Origin of the sequence: Amycolatopsis sp., assembly GCF_035546795.1 — a bacterium.
Taxonomy (GTDB): Bacteria; Actinomycetota; Actinomycetes; order Mycobacteriales; family Pseudonocardiaceae; genus Amycolatopsis_E.
In genome coordinates this window covers 70,324-87,176 of sequence record NZ_DASZWC010000028.1, presented here as the reverse complement: position 1 = coordinate 87,176, position 16,853 = coordinate 70,324, and the positions used below count along the sequence as shown (strand labels likewise).

Here is a 16,853-nt window from a genome sequence, read left to right as displayed (position 1 = left end):
CCACGCGACTGCCGTGGAACTCGCTTAGGGTCGATGGCGTGTGGGTATCACCCCATACGCCATCGACGTAGGGAGTTCCACGGTGAGCACCACCGCGACCGAGATCCGGCTCGCCTCCCGCCCCACGGGGCGGCCGACGCCGGAGAACTTTTCCATTGTGGACACCGAACTGCCCAGCCCGGCTCCGGGCGAGGTGCTGGTGCGGAACCTGTTCATCAGTGTCGACCCGTACATGCGCGGCCGGATGAGCGCGGCAAAGTCCTATGTGGAGCCGTACGAGGTCGGCAAGGCCATGCTCGGTGGCGCGATCGGCGAGGTGCTCGAATCCACTGTGGACGAACTCCGGCCGGGTGACACCGTGCTGCATGGTCTCGGCTGGCGTTCGCACGCGGTGGTCGACGCCCAGCGCGTATCGAAGGTGGATCCGGACGCGGCGCCGGTGACCACGTACCTCGGGGTGCTTGGCATGACGGGCCTGACCGCGTACGCCGGTCTGCTCGAAGTGGCGGAGTTCCGGTCTGATGACACGGTTTTCGTGTCGGGCGCGGCCGGGGCGGTCGGCTCGGTGGTGGGTCAGCTCGCCAAGCTCAAGGGTGCCAAACGGGTCGTCGGCAGCGCCGGTTCGTCCGCCAAGGTCAAGCACCTGATCGACGACCTGGGCTTCGACGCAGCCTTCAACTACAAGGACGCTCCGGTCGCCGAGCAGCTGGCGGCAGCGGCGCCCGACGGCATCGACGTGTACTTCGACAACGTCGGCGGCGAGCATCTGGAGGCCGCCATCGAATCGGCCAAACCGCACGCCAGGTTCGCCGTTTGCGGGATGATTTCCCTCTACAACGCGACCGAGCCGCCTGCCGCGCCGCGGAATCTGACGAAGATCGTCGGCAAACGGCTCACCATTCGAGGATTCCTCGTCGGTGACCATTTCGACCTGCAGAAGCAGTTCATCGCCGAGGTCGCCCCGCTGGTGCGCGACGGCAAGCTGCGGTACGAGGAGACGATCGTGGAAGGCCTGCGCAATGCGCCGCAAGCCTTCCTCGACCTTCTCGATGGGGCGAACACGGGCAAGATGCTCGTCCGCGTCTAACCCCGCGGCAGCACCAGCGGGAGCACGGTGGTCAGGTTCCGCCAGTCCGAGCTGACGACGCTCGCGTGTTTCGAAGCGAGCAGCGTGACCCGGTCTGTCGCCTCCTGGATGGTCGGGTTCGTGCCGTCGATGGCCGGTGCGACGTTCTGCGCGTCCGTCATGATCAGGAAATAGTGGTTGGTGTCGTACCAGGAGGTGTCGATACCGCCGTCGACGTACTTGCTCGCGTCGCCGTCGAAGAACACGAACCACGGCCGGATCGAGGCGTCCGCGTACTGCGTGCGCGGGTCGCCCGAGGACGCGCCGAGCACGCTCGCGAACGCGGTCGCCTTGGCCAGATTGCCGCTTGCGTGCAGGTTCTTGAGATACGTGGCGTATTCGACGTCGGTATGCAGCGTGTCCGTCGGGTTCGCCAGCTCGACGGTGCCGGGGATGACTTCGAGGATCATCTTCCCCGCCAGCGCGGCACGCGTGGGCCAAGCGTTCGCCTTCGCCGCATCGTCCAAAGTGGAGTATGAGCCGAGCAGGCCGGCCGGGGTGAACAGGGCGTCTCCGGCGTTGGCCTTGACGTAGGAGTCGAACTCGTCCGGGCCCATGCCGTCGCGGTCGTCGAACCCGAGTTTGAGCTCGACCTTCACCACGACCGGGCCGGCGTCCGGATGCGCGGCCAGCCACCAGCGGATGTCGGACAGGCACGCCCCGAGCGCCTGGTTCCGGTCGCCGGTGTAGAGGTTCGAACCGTTGGACGCCGAGACGCAGTTGTTGTCGTTCCCGACCGGGTTTTCGTGGCTGACCTGCCAGGTCTTCGTGAGGATGTTGTCCCATACGTCGAGTTCGACCATCGACGTGCCGGCGTCGAGCGCCTGCGCGAGATACGGGTAGGCATCCTGTGTATACGTGTTGTGCACACCGACCGTGGTGGCCTGGGACAGTTTCAGCGAGCCGGTATCGGCCGCCGTCGCCTGCGGGGCGACGAGCAGCAGCGCGGCCAGCGAGAGCGTCAGTGCTCGGACGAACCTCATCGGGATTCTCCTTCCGTCGGAAACACTCTGGTCGCGCAGTATTACCAGAAAATGATTCACATCTGGCCGTGGTATGGACCGCGCCGGTACGGAACCGGACGTAGGCCGGAAAGCCGATCCTCGACGGACGACGCGCGACGCGTTCGCGCGGACGATTTCCGCATGACTGTTCAGGAAGTGCGCCGCGGCCGTCGGGTGGAGCGGGTCGCATATGCCGTTGCCGCTGTCCTCTTCGCGAGCGGGCTCGTGCACCTGGTCGTGCTCATCGCGTCGGGCACGACCTGGGAAGGGCCGCTGTCCTACCGGAAGGCGATGACCTTCGGGCTTTCGTTCGGGCTCACGCTGGCGACTTTGGCGTGGGCGACGTCGTTCCTGACCATGCGGTCGCGGACCCGCACGGTGCTGCTCGGGCTGTTCACCGCGGTCAGCGTGGTGGAAGTGACGCTGGTGACCATGCAGGTGTGGCGCCGGGTGCCGTCGCATTTCAACTTCGAGAGCGGGTTCGACTCGGCGGTCTCGATGATGCTCGCGCTGGGCGGCGGCGTGATCCTCGCGACCGTGCTCGGGTTCACTGTGGTCGCGTTGCGGTCGAGCAGCGGGCTCACGCCGAGCATGCTGCTGGCCCTGCGTGCCGGGCTGGTCGTTCTGGTCGTCTCACTGGGAGTCGGCGCGATCATGATCGCCGACGGGGTGAGTCTTTCCCGCGGCGGACAGCCACAACTCGCCTACACCACGGCCGGGGCGCTCAAGCCCGTGCATTTCGTTGCCATGCACGGAATCCTGGTGTTGCCCGCGCTCGCCTGGCTGCTGCGTTTCACCCCTTGGCCGGAACGCCGGCGCACCAGGATCGTCTGGGCCGCCGTGGCGGTATACGCGGTGCTCGTCGCCGGTACCTGGCTGGTCTTCGGCTGACTCAGAAGACGACGGTCCGGTTGCCGTGCACGAGAACACGGCTCTCCAGATGCCAGCGCAGCCCGCGGGCCAGTGCGATCTTCTCGATGTCCCGGCCCTTGCGCACCAGGTCGGGCACGGTGTCGCCGTGGTCGACGCGGATCACGTCCTGCTCGATGATCGGCCCGGCGTCGAGGTCGGCCGTGACGTAGTGGCAGGTGGCGCCGATCAGCTTCACGCCGCGACGGTGCGCCTGGTGGTACGGCCGCGCACCGACGAACGACGGCAGGAAGCTGTGGTGGATGTTCAATGCACGGCCGGACCAGGCGGCGCACAGATCCGGCGGCAGGATCTGCATGAACCGCGCGAGCACGATGGCGTGCGGATCGTGTTCCTCGACGAGCTTGCGCACCTCGGCGAAGGCCGCCGCCTTGTCCCCGGACGGGAAAGGCACGTGGTGGAAGGGAATTCCGTGCGCGCGGGTGATTCCGGCCAGCGAATCGTGGTTCCCGATCACCGCGCGCACGTCCACGTCCAGCTCCCCGGACGCGACCCGGCCGAGCAGGTCGTACAGGCAGTGCCCTTCCTTCGACACGAGCAGCACGGCGCGGCGGCGCACCCCGGTGTCCTCGACGCGCCAGTTCGACTCCGCCGACAGGGTGCTCGCGACCTCGGCGAACCGTGTACGCAACTCGTCCACGTCGTACGGCAGGGAATCGGCCCGGACCTCCTGGCGGGTGAAGAACCAGCCGGTGTCCGGGTCCGTGTGGTAGGCCGCCTCGACGATCCAGCCGCCCGCGTCCGCGAGGAACGAAGACACGCGCGCGACAATGCCGGTGCGGTCGGGACAGCCGAAGGTGATCACATAACGTCGTTCGGACACCAGGACATCTTCCCTGGTAGTGCCGCTGTGCTTGCGTCAGGGGGAGGCGATCGGCTCCAGCAGCCCGGTGTCGCCGGTGACCGTGGCGTTGCTGGGTCGGGACCACACCCGGCGGTACAGGGCGTCCGCGGTGCCCGTGATGGTGAGATCACCGGTGCCTTCGGTGGGTTCCACCCGGGGCGGGGCGCCACGCGTCAGTTCGACCCGCCATGCACGTTGTGTATCGGTTGCATACAACGCGATCGTGCCGCTGGCGGTGGACTTCGACCAGTCCGCCCGGCTCGGCACCATCCAGTTGATCAGCTCGTCGACCCCGTCGGAGGCCAGCTCCGCGTCGTAGACCATCGACGGTTCCGCGGCCAGTGCGTGCTCGGCATCGAGCCGGTGGATCGCCGCCTCGTGCGCCTGTCGCCGCGCCCACGACGCCGCGACCTTCGGGTACCGGTCGAACGGCAGCCAGGCCGGCGCGTCCGGGTCGGCCATCGCCGCGGTCATCTCCGTGCACTGCTCGTCGAACCAGGCCAGCAGGGTTTCCCAGTCCTCAGGCGGACGGCCGCGTTCCACGCCGGTCCCGCTCGGGTCGGCGAGCGCCGACCGTACCCACGACTGCACGCGCCCGAGGTGACCGACGAGCCGGCGCACAGTCCACCTTGGGCAGGTGGGCACCGGGGCGTCCGGCCCGGCCGCGACGGCCGCCGTCTTCAACGCGCTCGACTGTTCCCTGATCACTGCGACGAATTCCTCGTGCTGCATGCCGCGAGCGTAACCGGCGGCCGACCTCGATCAGGCCCACCACCAGCAGGCCGAGCCCGAACGACAACAGCAGCCCCTTGGCCGGTTCGTGCGCGAAGCCCACGCCTCCCACACAACCGATGAACACGCTGTATACAGCCCATATACCAGCGCCCAGCGCGTCCAGTCCGGCGAATCGGGCCCACGGCACACCCATACTCCCGGTTGCCAGTCCGCTGGCGACCCGGCCACCGGGCAGGTAGCGGCCGGCCACGATCAACAGCGCGCCGTGGCGATCCACTTGCGTGCGCGCCCACGCGTAGCGCGCTCGGCCCGCTTCGCCCCGCTGCAGCCGCGCGATCACCGGCGGCCCGGCCCGGCGTCCGATCCAGTGCGACAGGCAGTCACCGGCAAATGCGCCGGCCGCCGCGACCACCACCAGCAGCGCCAGCTTCGGCCAGTCTGCCCCGAGCAGCACGGCGACCGTGACCACCGTGGTCTCGCTCGGCATGAACGGCAGCAGCGCGTCCAGCGCCGCCACCAGGAAGACGATCAGCCACAGCCACGGTGAATCCAGGGTTTCCTGCAGTAGGCCGGTGATCCTCTCCAGGAACTCAAACATGCGCGACCTGGTGGACGTCCATCCGCGCCCGTGCCGCGAGTGCCCGGCGGTCGCCGTCCGGGGCGAATGCCGGCTGCGCCGTGACCCGGACACCCAGCCCGTCCGCCCGCACGACCCGGCGCAGCGAGGTGAACAACGTGTCGGTGCCGACGAATGACGCCACCGTGCTGGGTTCCCCGCCCTGGTGGTACTCGAAGGTGACCGGCCGGATCAGCGCGCTCGCGTCGATCGCCGCTTGGAAAGCCGCGCGCCGGAAGACCCCGCCGGGCAGCCCGTCCGCCGACCGGCAGTGGCCGCACCACGTCGTGCCCTCCGGGAACACCAGCACCGACCGCCCGGACAGCAACAGCGACGTCAGATCCGAAACGACGAAGGGGAGCCCCCGCAGTTCGTCCCGGTCGATGAATGTGGTGCCGCAGCGGACCGCGACCCCACCGAGCACCGGCCACTCGCGCATTTCCCGCTTGGCAAGGAAACCGACGGGCTCGATCGCCAGCGCCGCGACGATGTCCAGCCAGGACACGTGGTTCGCGACCAGCAGCGTGCCGCGCTCACCCGGCACGCTGAGGCGGTCCGTGTTCGCCGACAGGTCGATGTCCAGCTCCGAAAGCAGCCGCCGGGCCTGCGCGCCGAGCTCTCGCCGGCGTACGGCGGCGGAAGTCCCGGCCAGCACCGAGGTCACCGCCTGCCATCTGCGCACGGATCGAATTGTCGTGACCGAAGGTCGCGGCTGGGTGACGCAGTGCGGTGTACACGGTGAATAGATGGCCCACGTGTTCATTCGCCGTCTCCGAAGAAGTAACGCCGGTAGCGCGGCCCGACCTGGTCGAAGGACAACAGCGTGAAGAAGTCCGCACAGTCGAACTCGGGATCGTGCGAAGGCGGCCCGCAAACCCAGGCGCCGAGCCGGAGGTACCCGCGCAGCAGCGGCGGAATCCCGGCATACGTCGTGCGCCCGTCGGTGCGCTGACGCGGGATCCACGGCTGCCGCGGGGCCACGCGGAGTTCGGCCGGCGCGAAGTGCTTTTCCCGGGTCAACCGCCAGGTGGTGCCCGCCGCGGCACCGCCGTCGGCGAGGGAGACCGAGGCGCAGCCGGCCAGATGCCGGTACCCCGCGGCCCGCACGTACCTGCCCATCGTCGACCACATCAGGTTGATCACCGCGCCCGACCGGTGCTCCGGATGCACGCAGGAGCGGCCGGTCTCGACCAGCTCCGGCCGCAGCGGGGCCAGTGCGTCGAGGGTGAACTCGCCCTCCGAATACAGTCGATTACTGCTGCCGGGCAACAACATCCGATACGTGCCAACGACTTCACCCTCGTTCAGGACCGCGAGGTGCTCGCAGACCTCGTCGAATTCGTCGGCGTCGGATTCCGCGGCGAATTCGGTGGAGAAGACGCGCTGCCGCAGTTCCTGGCATTCGCGGACGATTCCCGGGTCCCGGGTGATCACCGCCCGGTACTGTTTCTCGGTTTCGACGAAGGTTGTCATGCGGTGATCGTGGCCCGCGAGAACGGCTGTTCAACAGAGGTTTCGTGCTATATCGGGGAGAACTCCGGGATCACCCGTACCGGGGCGCCCTGCTTCGATAGTGGGGCTATCCCCATTCACAGTGGTGCGACGGTGTGCCACGGAACGCTCAGCTCGCCGAGCCGCCAGCGGCGCGTGCCGTCGAGCACCGGCCAGCGAGTGGTGAGCATACGCACTGTCTCCAGCCAACGGAACCGAATGCCGAACGCGCTGTGCGGTGCGGCCGCCGCCCAGCAGGAGTCCAATATGGACAGAAACTCGTGCACGGGCTCGCCGGGAACGTTCCGGTGGATGAGCGCTTTCGGTAGTCGTTCGGCCACAGTGGACGGCCGGTCCAGGGTGCTCAGCTTGTAGGACAACGTAAGCCGGTGCGGACCCGCTGCGGAAACCGTGACCCACGAACACAACCGCCCGATCTCGTCACACGTGCCTTCGACGAGCAGGCCGCCCGGCGCGAGCCGGTCGACGATCGTCTGCCACGCCCCGGCGACCTCGTCCTCCGCGTACTGCCGCAAGACGTTGAAGGCGCGCACCAGCACCGGCCGGGTGCCGGCCAGTTCGAATCCGCCGCGCCGGAACTCCAGCCACGGCGGCTGCGCGAGCGGCATCGCGGCGGCCACGCGATCGGGGTCCAGCTCCAGCCCGAGCACGCGCACGCGCGGGTGCCCCGCACGCAGCCGCTGTGCGAGTTCGAAAGCGGTGATCCCGGACGCGCCGTACCCCAGGTCCACCACCAGCGGATCCGTGGCGCGACGCAGCACTGTGGACACTTGCGGCGCGCCCGCCAGCCAGCGATCGACGCGGCGCAGGCGGTTCGGGTTGGTGGTTCCTCGGGTCGGCGTTCCTAGTGGCGCTCGGCGAGCCACTGGGCCGAGTACTCGGCTTCGCGGGCGAGCAGCTTGGTGATCTGATCAGCGACGAAGCCCTCGAGCTTGCCCCCGACGATCGGGATGCGGATCTTCACTTCGCCGGTGATGCGCAGCACCGTCTTGCCGTTCTCGGAGCTGAGCGCGGTGCGCGCGGTGATCTCGCCGGGCACCCCGCTGACCGTGGCCTTGGCCGTGCCGACGGCCGTCTCGCCGTTCAGGGTCCAGCTTTCCTGCCTGTCGACGAACAGATCGCCGCGGTGCAGGCTCCGCACCGCCGAGGGCAGCTTTTCCGCGCCGACGCCTTGGCGCAGCTGGAAGCGCACCCCGCCGGGGATCTCGGCGTAGTCGAGCAAGGCCGCGTTGTCGCCGCCGATCTCGTTCAGCCGGGCGCGCAGCGCCGGTTCACTGGACTGGGCGGCGAACACCTCGGACACGCTCTGCGTGAACTCGGCGCGGTGCTCGATACGGGATGGCATATCACGACACAGTACCGTTTGGACCCGTGGCACCAGTCGAAACCCAGAACGTCCTCGCCGAGTACACGACACTGCGCCTCGGTGGCCCGGCGCGCGGTTTCGTCGTCGCCGAGACCACAGATGAGCTGCTCGCGGCCGTGCGCGGCGCCGGTGCACCGGTGTTGCTGCTCGGCGGCGGCTCGAACCTCGTGATCGGTGACGCCGGGTTCGACGGCACCGTCATCAAGATCGCCACCGGCGGCTGGCGGGTCGACGGCGATTCGGTCGAGGTCGCCGCGGGGCAGAACTGGGACGAGTTCGTCGCGGCCGTGGTCGAGGCCGGGCTCGGCGGGCTCGAATGCCTGTCCGGGATCCCCGGCTCGGTGGGCGCGACGCCGATCCAGAACGTCGGCGCGTATGGCTGCGAGGTCGCCGACCTGCTGACCTCGGTGGAGTTGTACGACCGGCGCACGGACGAGGTCCGCACGATGACCGCGGCCGAACTCGGCTTCGCCTACCGGACCAGCGTGCTGAAGGGCACCGACGCCGGGATCGTGCTCAGCGTGCGGTTCACCCTGCGCACGGACGGCTTGTCGGCGCCGATCCGCTACGCCGAACTTGCCCGCGCGCTGGACGTGGAACTGGGCGACCGGGTGCCCGCCGCCGACGCGCGAAAGGCCGTGCTGGAGCTGCGCCGGGGCAAGGGGATGGTGCTCGACCCGGCCGACCACGACACCTGGAGCGCCGGATCCTTCTTCACCAACCCGATCATCCCGGACGCCGAAGCGGCCCCGGTCCTGGCGCGCCTCGGCGAGGGCGCGCCGCGCTACCCGGCGGACGGCGGCGTGAAGCTGTCCGCCGCCTGGCTGATCCAGCACGCCGGTTTCGACAAGGGTTACCCCGGGCCGGGCGGCCGGGTTTCCTTGTCCGCCAAGCACACTCTGGCGTTGACGAACCGCGGCGGCGCAACGACGGAGGACCTGCTCACGCTGGCCCGTGAGGTGCGCGACGGCGTCCGCGAACGCTTCGGCGTCACGCTCCACCCCGAGCCCCTGCTGATCAACTGCGCGATCTAGCTGTCCCGGTGTGACCGGGTGCCGTCGAGCTGGGCGCGCGGTTTGAGCACGATCGAATCCAGGTTCACGTGTGAAGGCCGGGTGGCGGCGAAGGCGATCACCTCGGCGACGTCGTCCGCCGTCAGCGGCGTGATGCCCTGGTAGACCTTCGCGGCGCGCTCGGTGTCTCCGTCGAAGCGGTTGGCCGAGAACTCGGTCTCGACCATGCCCGGGATGATCTCCGTGATCCGCACCGGCTCGCCGAGGTGCTCCGCGCGCAGCGTGCGGTGCAGGGCGGATTGGGCGTGCTTGGCCGAGGTGTAGCCGGCGCCGCCCTCGTACAACTCGTGCGCGGCGATCGACGTGACGCTGATGACGTGCCCGTCGCCCGACGCGATGAGCTTCGGCAGCAGGGCCTTCGTCATCCGGAGCGTGCCGAGGACGTTGACCTCCCACATCCAGCGCCAGTGGTCTTCGTCCGCGTCGACAACCCGTTCGAGGCCGCGAGCGCCGCCCGCGTTGTTGACCAGAACATGGCATTCTGGGATCTGCTGGACAAAAGCGGCAACCGACGCGGGGTCACTCACGTCCAGTACATGTGCGGTACCGGACAAATCGGCTGCCAACTTCTCCAGGCGGTCCTGTCGGCGTGCGCCGAGCACGACGTGGAAACCGGCTTCCGCCAGCGCGCGGGCGGTGGCTTCGCCGATTCCCGCACTGGCCCCGGTGATCACTGCGGTTCGCTTGCTCATGCCACCCATACTCCCAGCGGGGGAGCGTCGGTAACGCGGGGAGCCCCGGCACCGGTGAGGCTGTCGGGGAACGACGGAGTGCGGAGGTTTTCGTGTTGGAAAGGCGGACGCTGGTCAAAGGCGTGCTGGTCGCGGGCGCGGGGGCGGTCGCGGCGGCGTGCTCGAGTGGTGGGGGCAGCGGGGGCGTGACCGGCGACGGCGGGCAGACCACGCCCGCGCAGCCGGTGGCGAAACTCACGGCGGAACCGGCGATCGACGCGAAGGACGTCCCGGTGCTGCAGCCCGTGACGGTCAAGGTCACTGGGGGCTCGCTGACCGATGTGAAGCTCACCAACGCCGACGGCAAGGCGGTCGCGGGTTCGTTCAACGCCGACCGCACGGTCTGGACCAGTAGCGAGACCCTCGGCTACGGCAAGACGTACACGTACGCCGCGAGCGCCACAGGCAGCGACAACAAGCCCGTGCAGCTCGCCGGCAGCTTCGCCACGTTGTCGCCGGCGAACCAGGTCCGGGTCACGGTCAACCCGGGTGACGATGCCGAAGTGGGCGTCGGGATGCCGGTGAGCGTGAAGTTCACCACCGACGTCAAGAACAAGGCCGAGGTGGAGAAGGCGCTGACGCTGGAGACCGACAAGACCGTGCAGGGTTCGTGGGGCTGGCTGTCGGATCGGCAGGTGGACTGGCGGCCGAAGGAGTACTGGCCCGCCGGTACCAAGGTCACCGTCGGCGCGAAGCTGTACGGAATCGATCTCGGCGGTGGCGCGTACGCGCGGGCGGACGTGACCAGCGAATTCAAGATCGGCCGCAACCAGGTGGTCAAGATCCACACCCCGGACCACGTGATGAACGTCTACCGCAACGGCTCGCTGGCCAAGAGCTTCCCGTGCAGCAACGGGCTGGACTCCGACGTGAACCGCAACACGCCCAACGGCACGTTCATCGTGATGACGAGAGAGCCGCACGCGATCTTCGACAACGCGCGCTACGGCTACACCAACGTCAACAAGAAGTGGGCCTGCCGGATCTCCAACCACGGCGAGTTCATCCACGAGAACCAGGACAACGCGGCCGCGATCGGCAAGACCAACAACTCGCACGGCTGCGTCAACCTGCTGGAGGCCGACGCGAAGAGCTTCTTCGACTCGGCGCTGATCGGCGATCCGGTCGAGATCACCGGCTCCCGGCTGGGCAGTCCGGTCAATTCGGACGTGGCGGACTGGTTCGTCAGCTGGTCGGCCTGGCAGGGGAAGTCCGCGCTGTAGTCCGCAACCCGGTTGGGGAAGATGTCGAGGGGCCGCCTGGTTGTTGTTGGAGGCGGTTCCTCCGCCTTTGCGCGGACGCAGGCAACACACGGGAGTGAACAGGGTGACGATCTCGCTGCGCGGATCACGGAAGACCTCGACGATTTGGCCGCGCAGGGTCGCGGTGCTGTCCGTGCACACCTCGCCGCTGGAGCAGCCGGGGACCGGGGACGCCGGCGGGATGAACGTCTACATCACCCACACGGCAGTCGAGATGGCGCGGCGCGGGATCAGCGTCGAGGTGTTCACCAGGGCGACGTCGTCGGAGCAGCCGCCGGTTGCCGAGCTGGCGCCGGGCGTGCTGGTGCGGCACATCCCGGCAGGCCCGTTCGAGCCGCTGGGCAAGGACGAGCTGCCCGCGCAGCTGTGCGCGTTCACCTCGGGCGTGCTGCGCACCGAGGCCTTCCACGAGCCCGGTTACTACGACCTCGTGCACTCGCACTACTGGCTGTCCGGGCAGGTCGGCTGGCTGGCGCGGGACCGTTGGGGCGTGCCGCTGGTGCACACTGCGCACACGCTGGCCAAGGTCAAGAACGCCGCGCTCGCCGAGGGCGACAGCCCGGAGCCGCGCACCCGCGTGATCGGTGAGGAGCAGGTGGTGGCCGAGGCCGACTGCCTGGTCGCGAACACGCCGGTGGAGGCGCGGCAGCTGGTCGGCCTGTACGACGCGGACCCGCATGCGGTGCACACCGTCGAGCCGGGCGTGGATCTCGGGCGCTTCACGCCAGGGTCGCAGTCGCAGGCCCGGCACAAGCTCGGCCTCCGGCACGACGCCGTGGTGCTCGCCTTCGCCGGCCGGATCCAGCCGCTCAAGGCGCCGGACGTGCTGCTGCACGCCGCCGCCCACCTGCTGGAGCACCGGCCGGAACTGCGTGAGCGGCTGGTCGTGCTGGTGGTCGGCGGGCCGTCCGGCTCGGGGCTCGAACAGCCGCAGGCGTTGAAGGAACTGGCTGTGCAGCTGGGCATCGAGCGCCAGACCGTGTTCCTGCCGCCGCAGAACTCGGACCTGCTCGCCGAGGTCTACCGGGCCGCGGACGTGGTCGCGGTCCCGAGCTACAACGAGTCGTTCGGGCTGGTGGCGCTGGAAGCGCAGGCCTGCGGCACGCCGGTGGTCGCCGCTGAGGTCGGCGGGCTGCCGGTCGCCGTCGCGCACGGCGTGTCGGGTTTGCTGGTGCCCACACACACGGCGGCCGACTGGGCCGGTGCGCTGGGCAGCGTGGCACTGCGGCCGGACAGGCGCGCCGAACTGGCGGACAACGCCGTGCAGCACGCACAGCGGTTCTCCTGGGCGCGCACGACGGACGCATTGCTGGCAACCTATGGCGCAGCGGCGAATTCCTTCCACGCCGCGATTCGTCGGGAGGTGGCGGTGTGAGTCTCGACAAGGTCATCCAGTCCACATTGGACAGTGCAGACCTCAAGTACGACAAAAAGGGCGAGGGCCGGTACTTCGTCACCCTGCCCGGGGTGAAGAAGCTGCAGACGAACTGCTGGCTGATCGTGCAGGCGCATGCCTTCGCTGTGGAGGCCTTCGTCTGCCGCCATCCCGACGAGGCGCACGAAGAGGTCTACCGTTTTCTGTTGCGCCGCAACGCAAAGCTCTACGGCGTGCACTACACCGTCGACGCCCTCGGCGACATCTATCTGGTTGGGCGGCTTGGCCTGGAGTCGGTCACCGAAGACGAGCTGGACAAGATCCTCGGCCAGGTGCTGGAGGCCGCCGACGGGGATTTCAACACGATCCTGGAGATCGGCTTCGCCACGTCGATCAAGCGCGAATGGGACTGGCGCGTCTCGCGTGGCGAGTCGCTGGCCAACCTGCAGGCCTTCAAACACCTGGTGGAGCCAGCGCGGCCGCACGAGCCGGGCTCGCTGACCGATTCGTGACCGATCGGGTGCAACCGGGCTGATCGTCCGTCCCGTCTTCCCGCCACAGCTGGAGGGAGAACAGGATGAGAACGAACTTCGCGCTGGCGGCGGCGATCGCCGTGCTGGCGCTGGCCGCGGGGTGCACCTCGAATTCCGCGGGTTCGGAGAGCGCTTCGGGTGTCCCCGCGATCGCGCCGACGAAGGCGGCGCCGGACAGCGGAGCACAGAAGCAGGTCGCGCCAGGTGCGCCGGGTCAGGCGACCGTGCCGATCTCGGGCACCGACCGGCAGCTCGTGCGCACGGCCGAGCTGTCGATCGTCGCGCCGGACGTGCGCGGGTTCGCCGACCGGGCGCGGCAGGCTGCCGTCGCCGCGGGCGGTTACTCGGGCTCGGAGAACACGGACGCGGGTTCGTCCACATTGAACCTTGTCGTGCCCAGTGACCGGCTCGACGCCGTGGTGGATCAGGTGAGCAGGCTCGGTGAGGTGACCAACGTCCGGCAGAACGTGCAGGACGTGACGGATCAGAGCGTGGATGTCGCTTCGCGGATCGACTCCGCGCAGCGCAGCCTCGACCGCGTGCGCGCTGTTCGCCCAGGCGAAGAGCATCAGTGACCTGACGTCGCTGGAGTCGGAGGTGAGCACGCGGGAGGCGGATCTGGAGTCCTTGCAGGCCAGGCAGAACGCGCTCGCCAACAGTGTCGCCATGTCGACAATCATGATCACCGTCACGCCGTCGCCGGTGCCGCCGCCGCCCGTGGCCGAGTCCGGTTTCGTCGCCGGGCTTTCGTCGGGCTGGCACGGGTTCCTCGGCTTCGGGCGCGGGGCGCTGAACGTGGTCGGCGCCGTGCTGCCGTTCCTGGTGGTGCTGGGGATTCCGCTCGGGCTGCTGGCGTGGTTCGCGCTGCGGCGCCGGTGGTTCCGGGTTCGGGCGAAGCCCGCCCCCTAGCGGTGCAGGCGGGACGGCTCGAGGGAGGGGGAGTCGCGAACTCGAGCCGCCCCGCTGACGCTCCCGCCGCTGTGGACCCGGTGGCGAGGGGGAGTGCCAACGGGGCCGGCGGGGCCGCAGCTCGGCAGGGGGGAGACGAGCTGCGGTCGTACCCCGCTGCCGCTGGGGAGTGCGTGGAATCCAGCGGCGCGGGACGTAGTCAACTTGTCAGATGTCCACCAGTAATCACAAGACTACTGGTTACTCCATTCGAGTGAACTTCATAACGTCTGTTAACTCAACGCAGCAAGTGTCACTTAGCGCGGTCATGATCCACTACCCGTTTTGTTGCCCCAAGGGGCGTGTTACCGAGCGGTAACGCACTGTGCGTAGAGGCTGCCACCCGCGGCGGGGACCCTTCCGGTCGCGGTTTAGATTCGGAGTATGGCCGAACTAGGGACCTTGGTGTTGCTCCGGCATGGGCAGAGCACCTGGAACGCGGAGAACCTGTTCACCGGCTGGGTCGACGTGCCCCTGTCCGAACAGGGGCAGGGCGAGGCGCGCAAGGGTGGCGAACTGCTCGCGGCACAGGGCGTGCTGCCCGACGTGGTGCACACCTCCCTGCTGCGCCGCGCGATCTCGACCGCGAACATCGCGCTCGACGTCGCCGACCGGCACTGGATCGACGTGCGACGCGACTGGCGGCTCAACGAGCGGCACTACGGCGCGCTGCAGGGCAAGAACAAGAAGCAGGTCCGCGACGAGTTCGGCGAGGAGCAGTTCATGCTCTGGCGTCGCTCCTACGACGTGCCGCCGCCTCCGATCGAGCGCGGCGACGAGTTCAGCCAGGACGCCGACCCTCGCTACGCGGCCGATGCGCCGCTGACCGAATGCCTCAAGGACGTGGTCGCGCGGCTGCTGCCGTACTGGGAGTCCGCGATCGTGCCGGACCTGCGGGCGGGCAAGACGGTGCTGGTGGCGGCGCACGGCAACTCGCTGCGCGCGCTGGTCAAGCACCTCGACGGGATTTCGGACGAAGCGATCGCCGCGCTGAACATCCCCACCGGCATCCCGCTGCGCTACGACCTGACCGAGGACCTCAAGCCGGTCACCGCCGGCGGGACGTACCTCGACCCGGCCGCCGCCGAGGAGGCCGCCGCCGCGGTCGCCGCGCAGGGCCGCTGACGCGAACCGGGAAAGCCCGGCTCACCCCCAAGGGAGCCGGGCTTTTTCGCGCGCTCAGCGGCCCAGCTTGCGCCACAGCAGCAGTGCGCCGAGCGCGAAGGCGAGCAGTGCGGCGAGCCCGATCGCGCCCTTGACGAGCAGGTCGGTGAGCAGGTGGTGGACCAGCTCGCCGCCCGTCATCGCCGCCGCCGGCGCGCCTGGAGCACTTGCCGGGCGGCGAACTCGGTCAGCTGCCTGGCCTGCTCGCCCCGGCCGTACCGGCGCAGCAGGAGCACGACACCGAACAGTGCCAGCCCGGCCACGACGAGGCCGGCGGCGATGATGCCGAACCGGATCAGCAGGAGCGTGAGCACGGTTTCCATGGAACCCCCTTGGTATCTCACCTGTGATAAATAGAAGATAGCACAGTTGTGATAAAAAGAAACCATGCCGAAGATCGTGGATCCGGAGAGCAGGCGTGCGGAGGTTGCCGACGCGCTGTTCCGCCTCGCCGCGCGGGAAGGGCTGCATCGGGTTTCGCTGCGGACGGTGGCCGCGGAAGCGGCGCTGAACGTGGGCTCGGTGCGGCATTACTTCGACAACCAGGCGGAGCTGATGCGCTTCGCGATGCGTTCGATGATCGACAGGGTGGCCGCCCGGATCCGGCAGCGAGCCGACGAACTCGTTGCTGCCACAGGGCTTTCCGCGAGCGAGCGGCGGGAGCGCGTCGTCGGGCTGCTCGGCGAACTCCTGCCGCTGGACGAAAAGCGCCGCGCGGAGGTCACCGTCTTCGTGGAGTTCGTCACCGCCGCGCGCACCGATCCGGCGCTCACCGACCTGGCCCGTGAGGCCGCCGAAGGCACCCGCGCCCTGGTGCGCCACGTGCTGCAACGGTCCGAAGTGGACGATCTCGAACTCGAGGTCCGCAGGCTGATCGCGTTGCTCGACGGGCTGAGCTTCGACGGCGTGCTACACCCGGAAGCCCTTACACCGCGCCAGATCGAGGCCGTGGTGCGGGCACATCTCGCCCGACTCTAGATCAGCCCGATCTCCCTCGCGCGCATCCCGGCCTGGAACCGGGACGTGGCGCCGAGCGCCGACATCAGCTCGGCGACCCGGCGGCGGTACGTGCGCAGGCCGAGCCCGAGCGTGCGGGCGGCCGTCTCGTCCTTGCAGCCCGAAGCCAGCACTTCCAGTATCTGCGGCGCGAGTGCGCGCACCTCGGCGAAGTCCGCGTCGTAGGCCTCGATCTCCGTCGCCGCGCGCCACGCCGCGTTGAACAGCGACATGACACTTTGCACGACCTCGGGCTGGGTGATCACGCCGTAGCTGCGCTCGCCGCCCGTCCGGTCGCCCGCCATGATCGCGACCCGCTGGTCGAGGATGATCGTCTCGTTGATCTCGTCGGTGGTGATCCGCACCTGTGCGCCCACCTTCCGCACGTGCTCCAGGTGCCCGGCCATGTCGGGATCCAGCAGCACGGCCGGCCGGTACATCTTGCGGATCCGCCCGGCGCCGGTGTGCCGGTGCGCCTCCTCCGGCAGCTGCGACACCGCGAAGGTGTGCAGGTCGTTGGCCGCGCAGGCGACCTCGTCGGCGGTCGCGAACAGGTGTGTCGTGCGGGCGAACAGCTCGGCCTCGCCACGGACGACCGCGGCTTCCCGCGTCAGCTCCATGAGTCAAGTTTGGCAGCA

At 68.9% G+C, this 16,853-nt stretch carries 19 protein-coding genes and 2 pseudogenes; 9 read left to right on the top strand and 12 right to left on the bottom strand.

The features are described 5' to 3' along the window. Positions 1-82: 82 nt before the first annotated feature. The gene (locus VHD82_RS17920; protein WP_325704631.1) at positions 83-1,087 is read left to right on the top strand and encodes an NADP-dependent oxidoreductase; all 1,005 of its coding nucleotides are present in this window, start codon (positions 83-85) and stop codon (positions 1,085-1,087) included. Here VHD82_RS17920 and VHD82_RS17915 read toward each other — a convergent pair. Then, complete coding sequence (locus tag VHD82_RS17915) at positions 1,084-2,109, bottom strand: phosphatidylinositol-specific phospholipase C domain-containing protein (protein WP_325704628.1); 1,026 nt, start codon at positions 2,107-2,109, stop codon at positions 1,084-1,086. The genes VHD82_RS17920 and VHD82_RS17915 overlap by 4 nt on opposite strands. A gap of 162 nt (positions 2,110-2,271) precedes the next feature. Between VHD82_RS17915 and VHD82_RS17910 the strand changes: the two genes are divergently transcribed. Beyond that, entirely contained in the window at positions 2,272-3,021 is a 750-nt protein-coding gene (locus tag VHD82_RS17910; RefSeq protein ID WP_325704625.1) for a hypothetical protein, read from the top strand. Position 3,022: 1 nt separating this feature from the next. Here the strand turns inward: VHD82_RS17910 and purU are convergent, their stop codons facing one another. The 7 genes and pseudogenes from purU to VHD82_RS17875 form a co-directional block, all read right to left on the bottom strand. Continuing rightward, on the bottom strand, positions 3,023-3,883 hold the full coding sequence (gene purU / locus VHD82_RS17905) for a formyltetrahydrofolate deformylase (protein WP_325704622.1): 861 nt from the start codon (positions 3,881-3,883) through the stop codon (positions 3,023-3,025). Positions 3,884-3,919: 36 nt separating this feature from the next. Next, on the bottom strand, positions 3,920-4,549 hold the full coding sequence (locus VHD82_RS17900) for a maleylpyruvate isomerase family mycothiol-dependent enzyme (protein WP_414637539.1): 630 nt from the start codon (positions 4,547-4,549) through the stop codon (positions 3,920-3,922). Next, positions 4,437-5,237, bottom strand: a pseudogene (locus VHD82_RS17895) (DedA family protein); the annotation flags it as partial. The gene VHD82_RS17900 and the pseudogene VHD82_RS17895, both read right to left, overlap by 113 nt. Beyond that, a complete protein-coding gene (locus VHD82_RS17890; RefSeq protein ID WP_325704616.1) occupies positions 5,230-5,937 on the bottom strand; it encodes a lysophospholipid acyltransferase family protein in 708 nt (235 codons plus the stop codon). The gene VHD82_RS17890 and the pseudogene VHD82_RS17895, both read right to left, overlap by 8 nt. Before the next feature lie 77 nt (positions 5,938-6,014). Further along, on the bottom strand, positions 6,015-6,728 hold the full coding sequence (locus VHD82_RS17885) for a GNAT family N-acetyltransferase (RefSeq protein ID WP_325704613.1): 714 nt from the start codon (positions 6,726-6,728) through the stop codon (positions 6,015-6,017). 116 nt (positions 6,729-6,844) lie between these two features. After that, positions 6,845-7,633 (bottom strand): class I SAM-dependent methyltransferase, encoded by a 789-nt coding sequence (locus VHD82_RS17880; RefSeq protein ID WP_325704610.1) that lies wholly within the window; start codon positions 7,631-7,633, stop codon positions 6,845-6,847. Further along, positions 7,612-8,112 (bottom strand): DUF2505 domain-containing protein, encoded by a 501-nt coding sequence (locus VHD82_RS17875; RefSeq protein ID WP_325704607.1) that lies wholly within the window; start codon positions 8,110-8,112, stop codon positions 7,612-7,614. The genes VHD82_RS17880 and VHD82_RS17875 overlap by 22 nt, the downstream gene beginning before the upstream one ends. Before the next feature lie 26 nt (positions 8,113-8,138). Between VHD82_RS17875 and VHD82_RS17870 the strand changes: the two genes are divergently transcribed. Next, positions 8,139-9,167 carry a UDP-N-acetylmuramate dehydrogenase gene (locus tag VHD82_RS17870; protein ID WP_325704604.1) on the top strand — a complete coding sequence of 343 codons (1,029 nt, stop codon included), beginning with the start codon at positions 8,139-8,141 and terminating at the stop codon, positions 9,165-9,167. Here the strand turns inward: VHD82_RS17870 and VHD82_RS17865 are convergent. Continuing rightward, positions 9,164-9,898, bottom strand: coding sequence for an SDR family oxidoreductase (locus VHD82_RS17865; protein WP_325704601.1), 735 nt, complete (start codon positions 9,896-9,898; stop codon positions 9,164-9,166). The genes VHD82_RS17870 and VHD82_RS17865 overlap by 4 nt on opposite strands. A 92-nt stretch (positions 9,899-9,990) precedes the next feature. On the opposite strand from VHD82_RS17865, the gene VHD82_RS17860 reads away from it, so the two are divergent. The 5 genes and pseudogenes from VHD82_RS17860 to VHD82_RS17835 all read left to right on the top strand — a co-directional run bounded on the left by VHD82_RS17860 (position 9,991) and on the right by VHD82_RS17835 (position 15,180). Beyond that, positions 9,991-11,160: a L,D-transpeptidase gene (locus tag VHD82_RS17860; RefSeq protein ID WP_325704598.1), complete on the top strand. Its 1,170-nt coding sequence runs from the start codon at positions 9,991-9,993 to the stop codon at positions 11,158-11,160. Between the two features lie 103 nt (positions 11,161-11,263). Then, positions 11,264-12,574, top strand: a complete 1,311-nt coding sequence (gene mshA, locus VHD82_RS17855) for a D-inositol-3-phosphate glycosyltransferase (protein WP_414637541.1) — start codon at positions 11,264-11,266, stop codon at positions 12,572-12,574. Next, a complete protein-coding gene (locus VHD82_RS17850; RefSeq protein ID WP_325704592.1) occupies positions 12,571-13,086 on the top strand; it encodes a YbjN domain-containing protein in 516 nt (171 codons plus the stop codon). The genes mshA and VHD82_RS17850 overlap by 4 nt, the downstream gene beginning before the upstream one ends. Positions 13,087-13,151: 65 nt before the next feature. After that, positions 13,152-14,016, top strand: a pseudogene (locus VHD82_RS36820) (DUF4349 domain-containing protein). Between the two features lie 423 nt (positions 14,017-14,439). Further along, positions 14,440-15,180 (top strand): phosphoglyceromutase, encoded by a 741-nt coding sequence (locus VHD82_RS17835; protein ID WP_325704584.1) that lies wholly within the window; start codon positions 14,440-14,442, stop codon positions 15,178-15,180. Between the two features lie 54 nt (positions 15,181-15,234). Here VHD82_RS17835 and VHD82_RS17830 read toward each other — a convergent pair whose 3' ends face one another. Then, a complete protein-coding gene (locus VHD82_RS17830; protein ID WP_325704581.1) occupies positions 15,235-15,360 on the bottom strand; it encodes a hypothetical protein in 126 nt (41 codons plus the stop codon). Beyond that, the gene (locus VHD82_RS17825; RefSeq protein ID WP_325704578.1) at positions 15,357-15,542 is read right to left on the bottom strand and encodes a hypothetical protein; all 186 of its coding nucleotides are present in this window, start codon (positions 15,540-15,542) and stop codon (positions 15,357-15,359) included. The genes VHD82_RS17830 and VHD82_RS17825 overlap by 4 nt, the downstream gene beginning before the upstream one ends. Positions 15,543-15,606: 64 nt before the next feature. On the opposite strand from VHD82_RS17825, the gene VHD82_RS17820 reads away from it, so the two are divergent. Next, positions 15,607-16,197 carry a TetR/AcrR family transcriptional regulator gene (locus tag VHD82_RS17820; RefSeq protein ID WP_325704575.1) on the top strand — a complete coding sequence of 197 codons (591 nt, stop codon included), beginning with the start codon at positions 15,607-15,609 and terminating at the stop codon, positions 16,195-16,197. On the opposite strand, the gene VHD82_RS17815 is transcribed toward VHD82_RS17820, so the two are convergent. After that, positions 16,194-16,835: a DNA-binding response regulator gene (locus tag VHD82_RS17815; RefSeq protein WP_325704572.1), complete on the bottom strand. Its 642-nt coding sequence runs from the start codon at positions 16,833-16,835 to the stop codon at positions 16,194-16,196. The two genes, VHD82_RS17820 and VHD82_RS17815, sit on opposite strands and share 4 nt — an antisense overlap. Positions 16,836-16,853 lie beyond the last annotated feature (18 nt).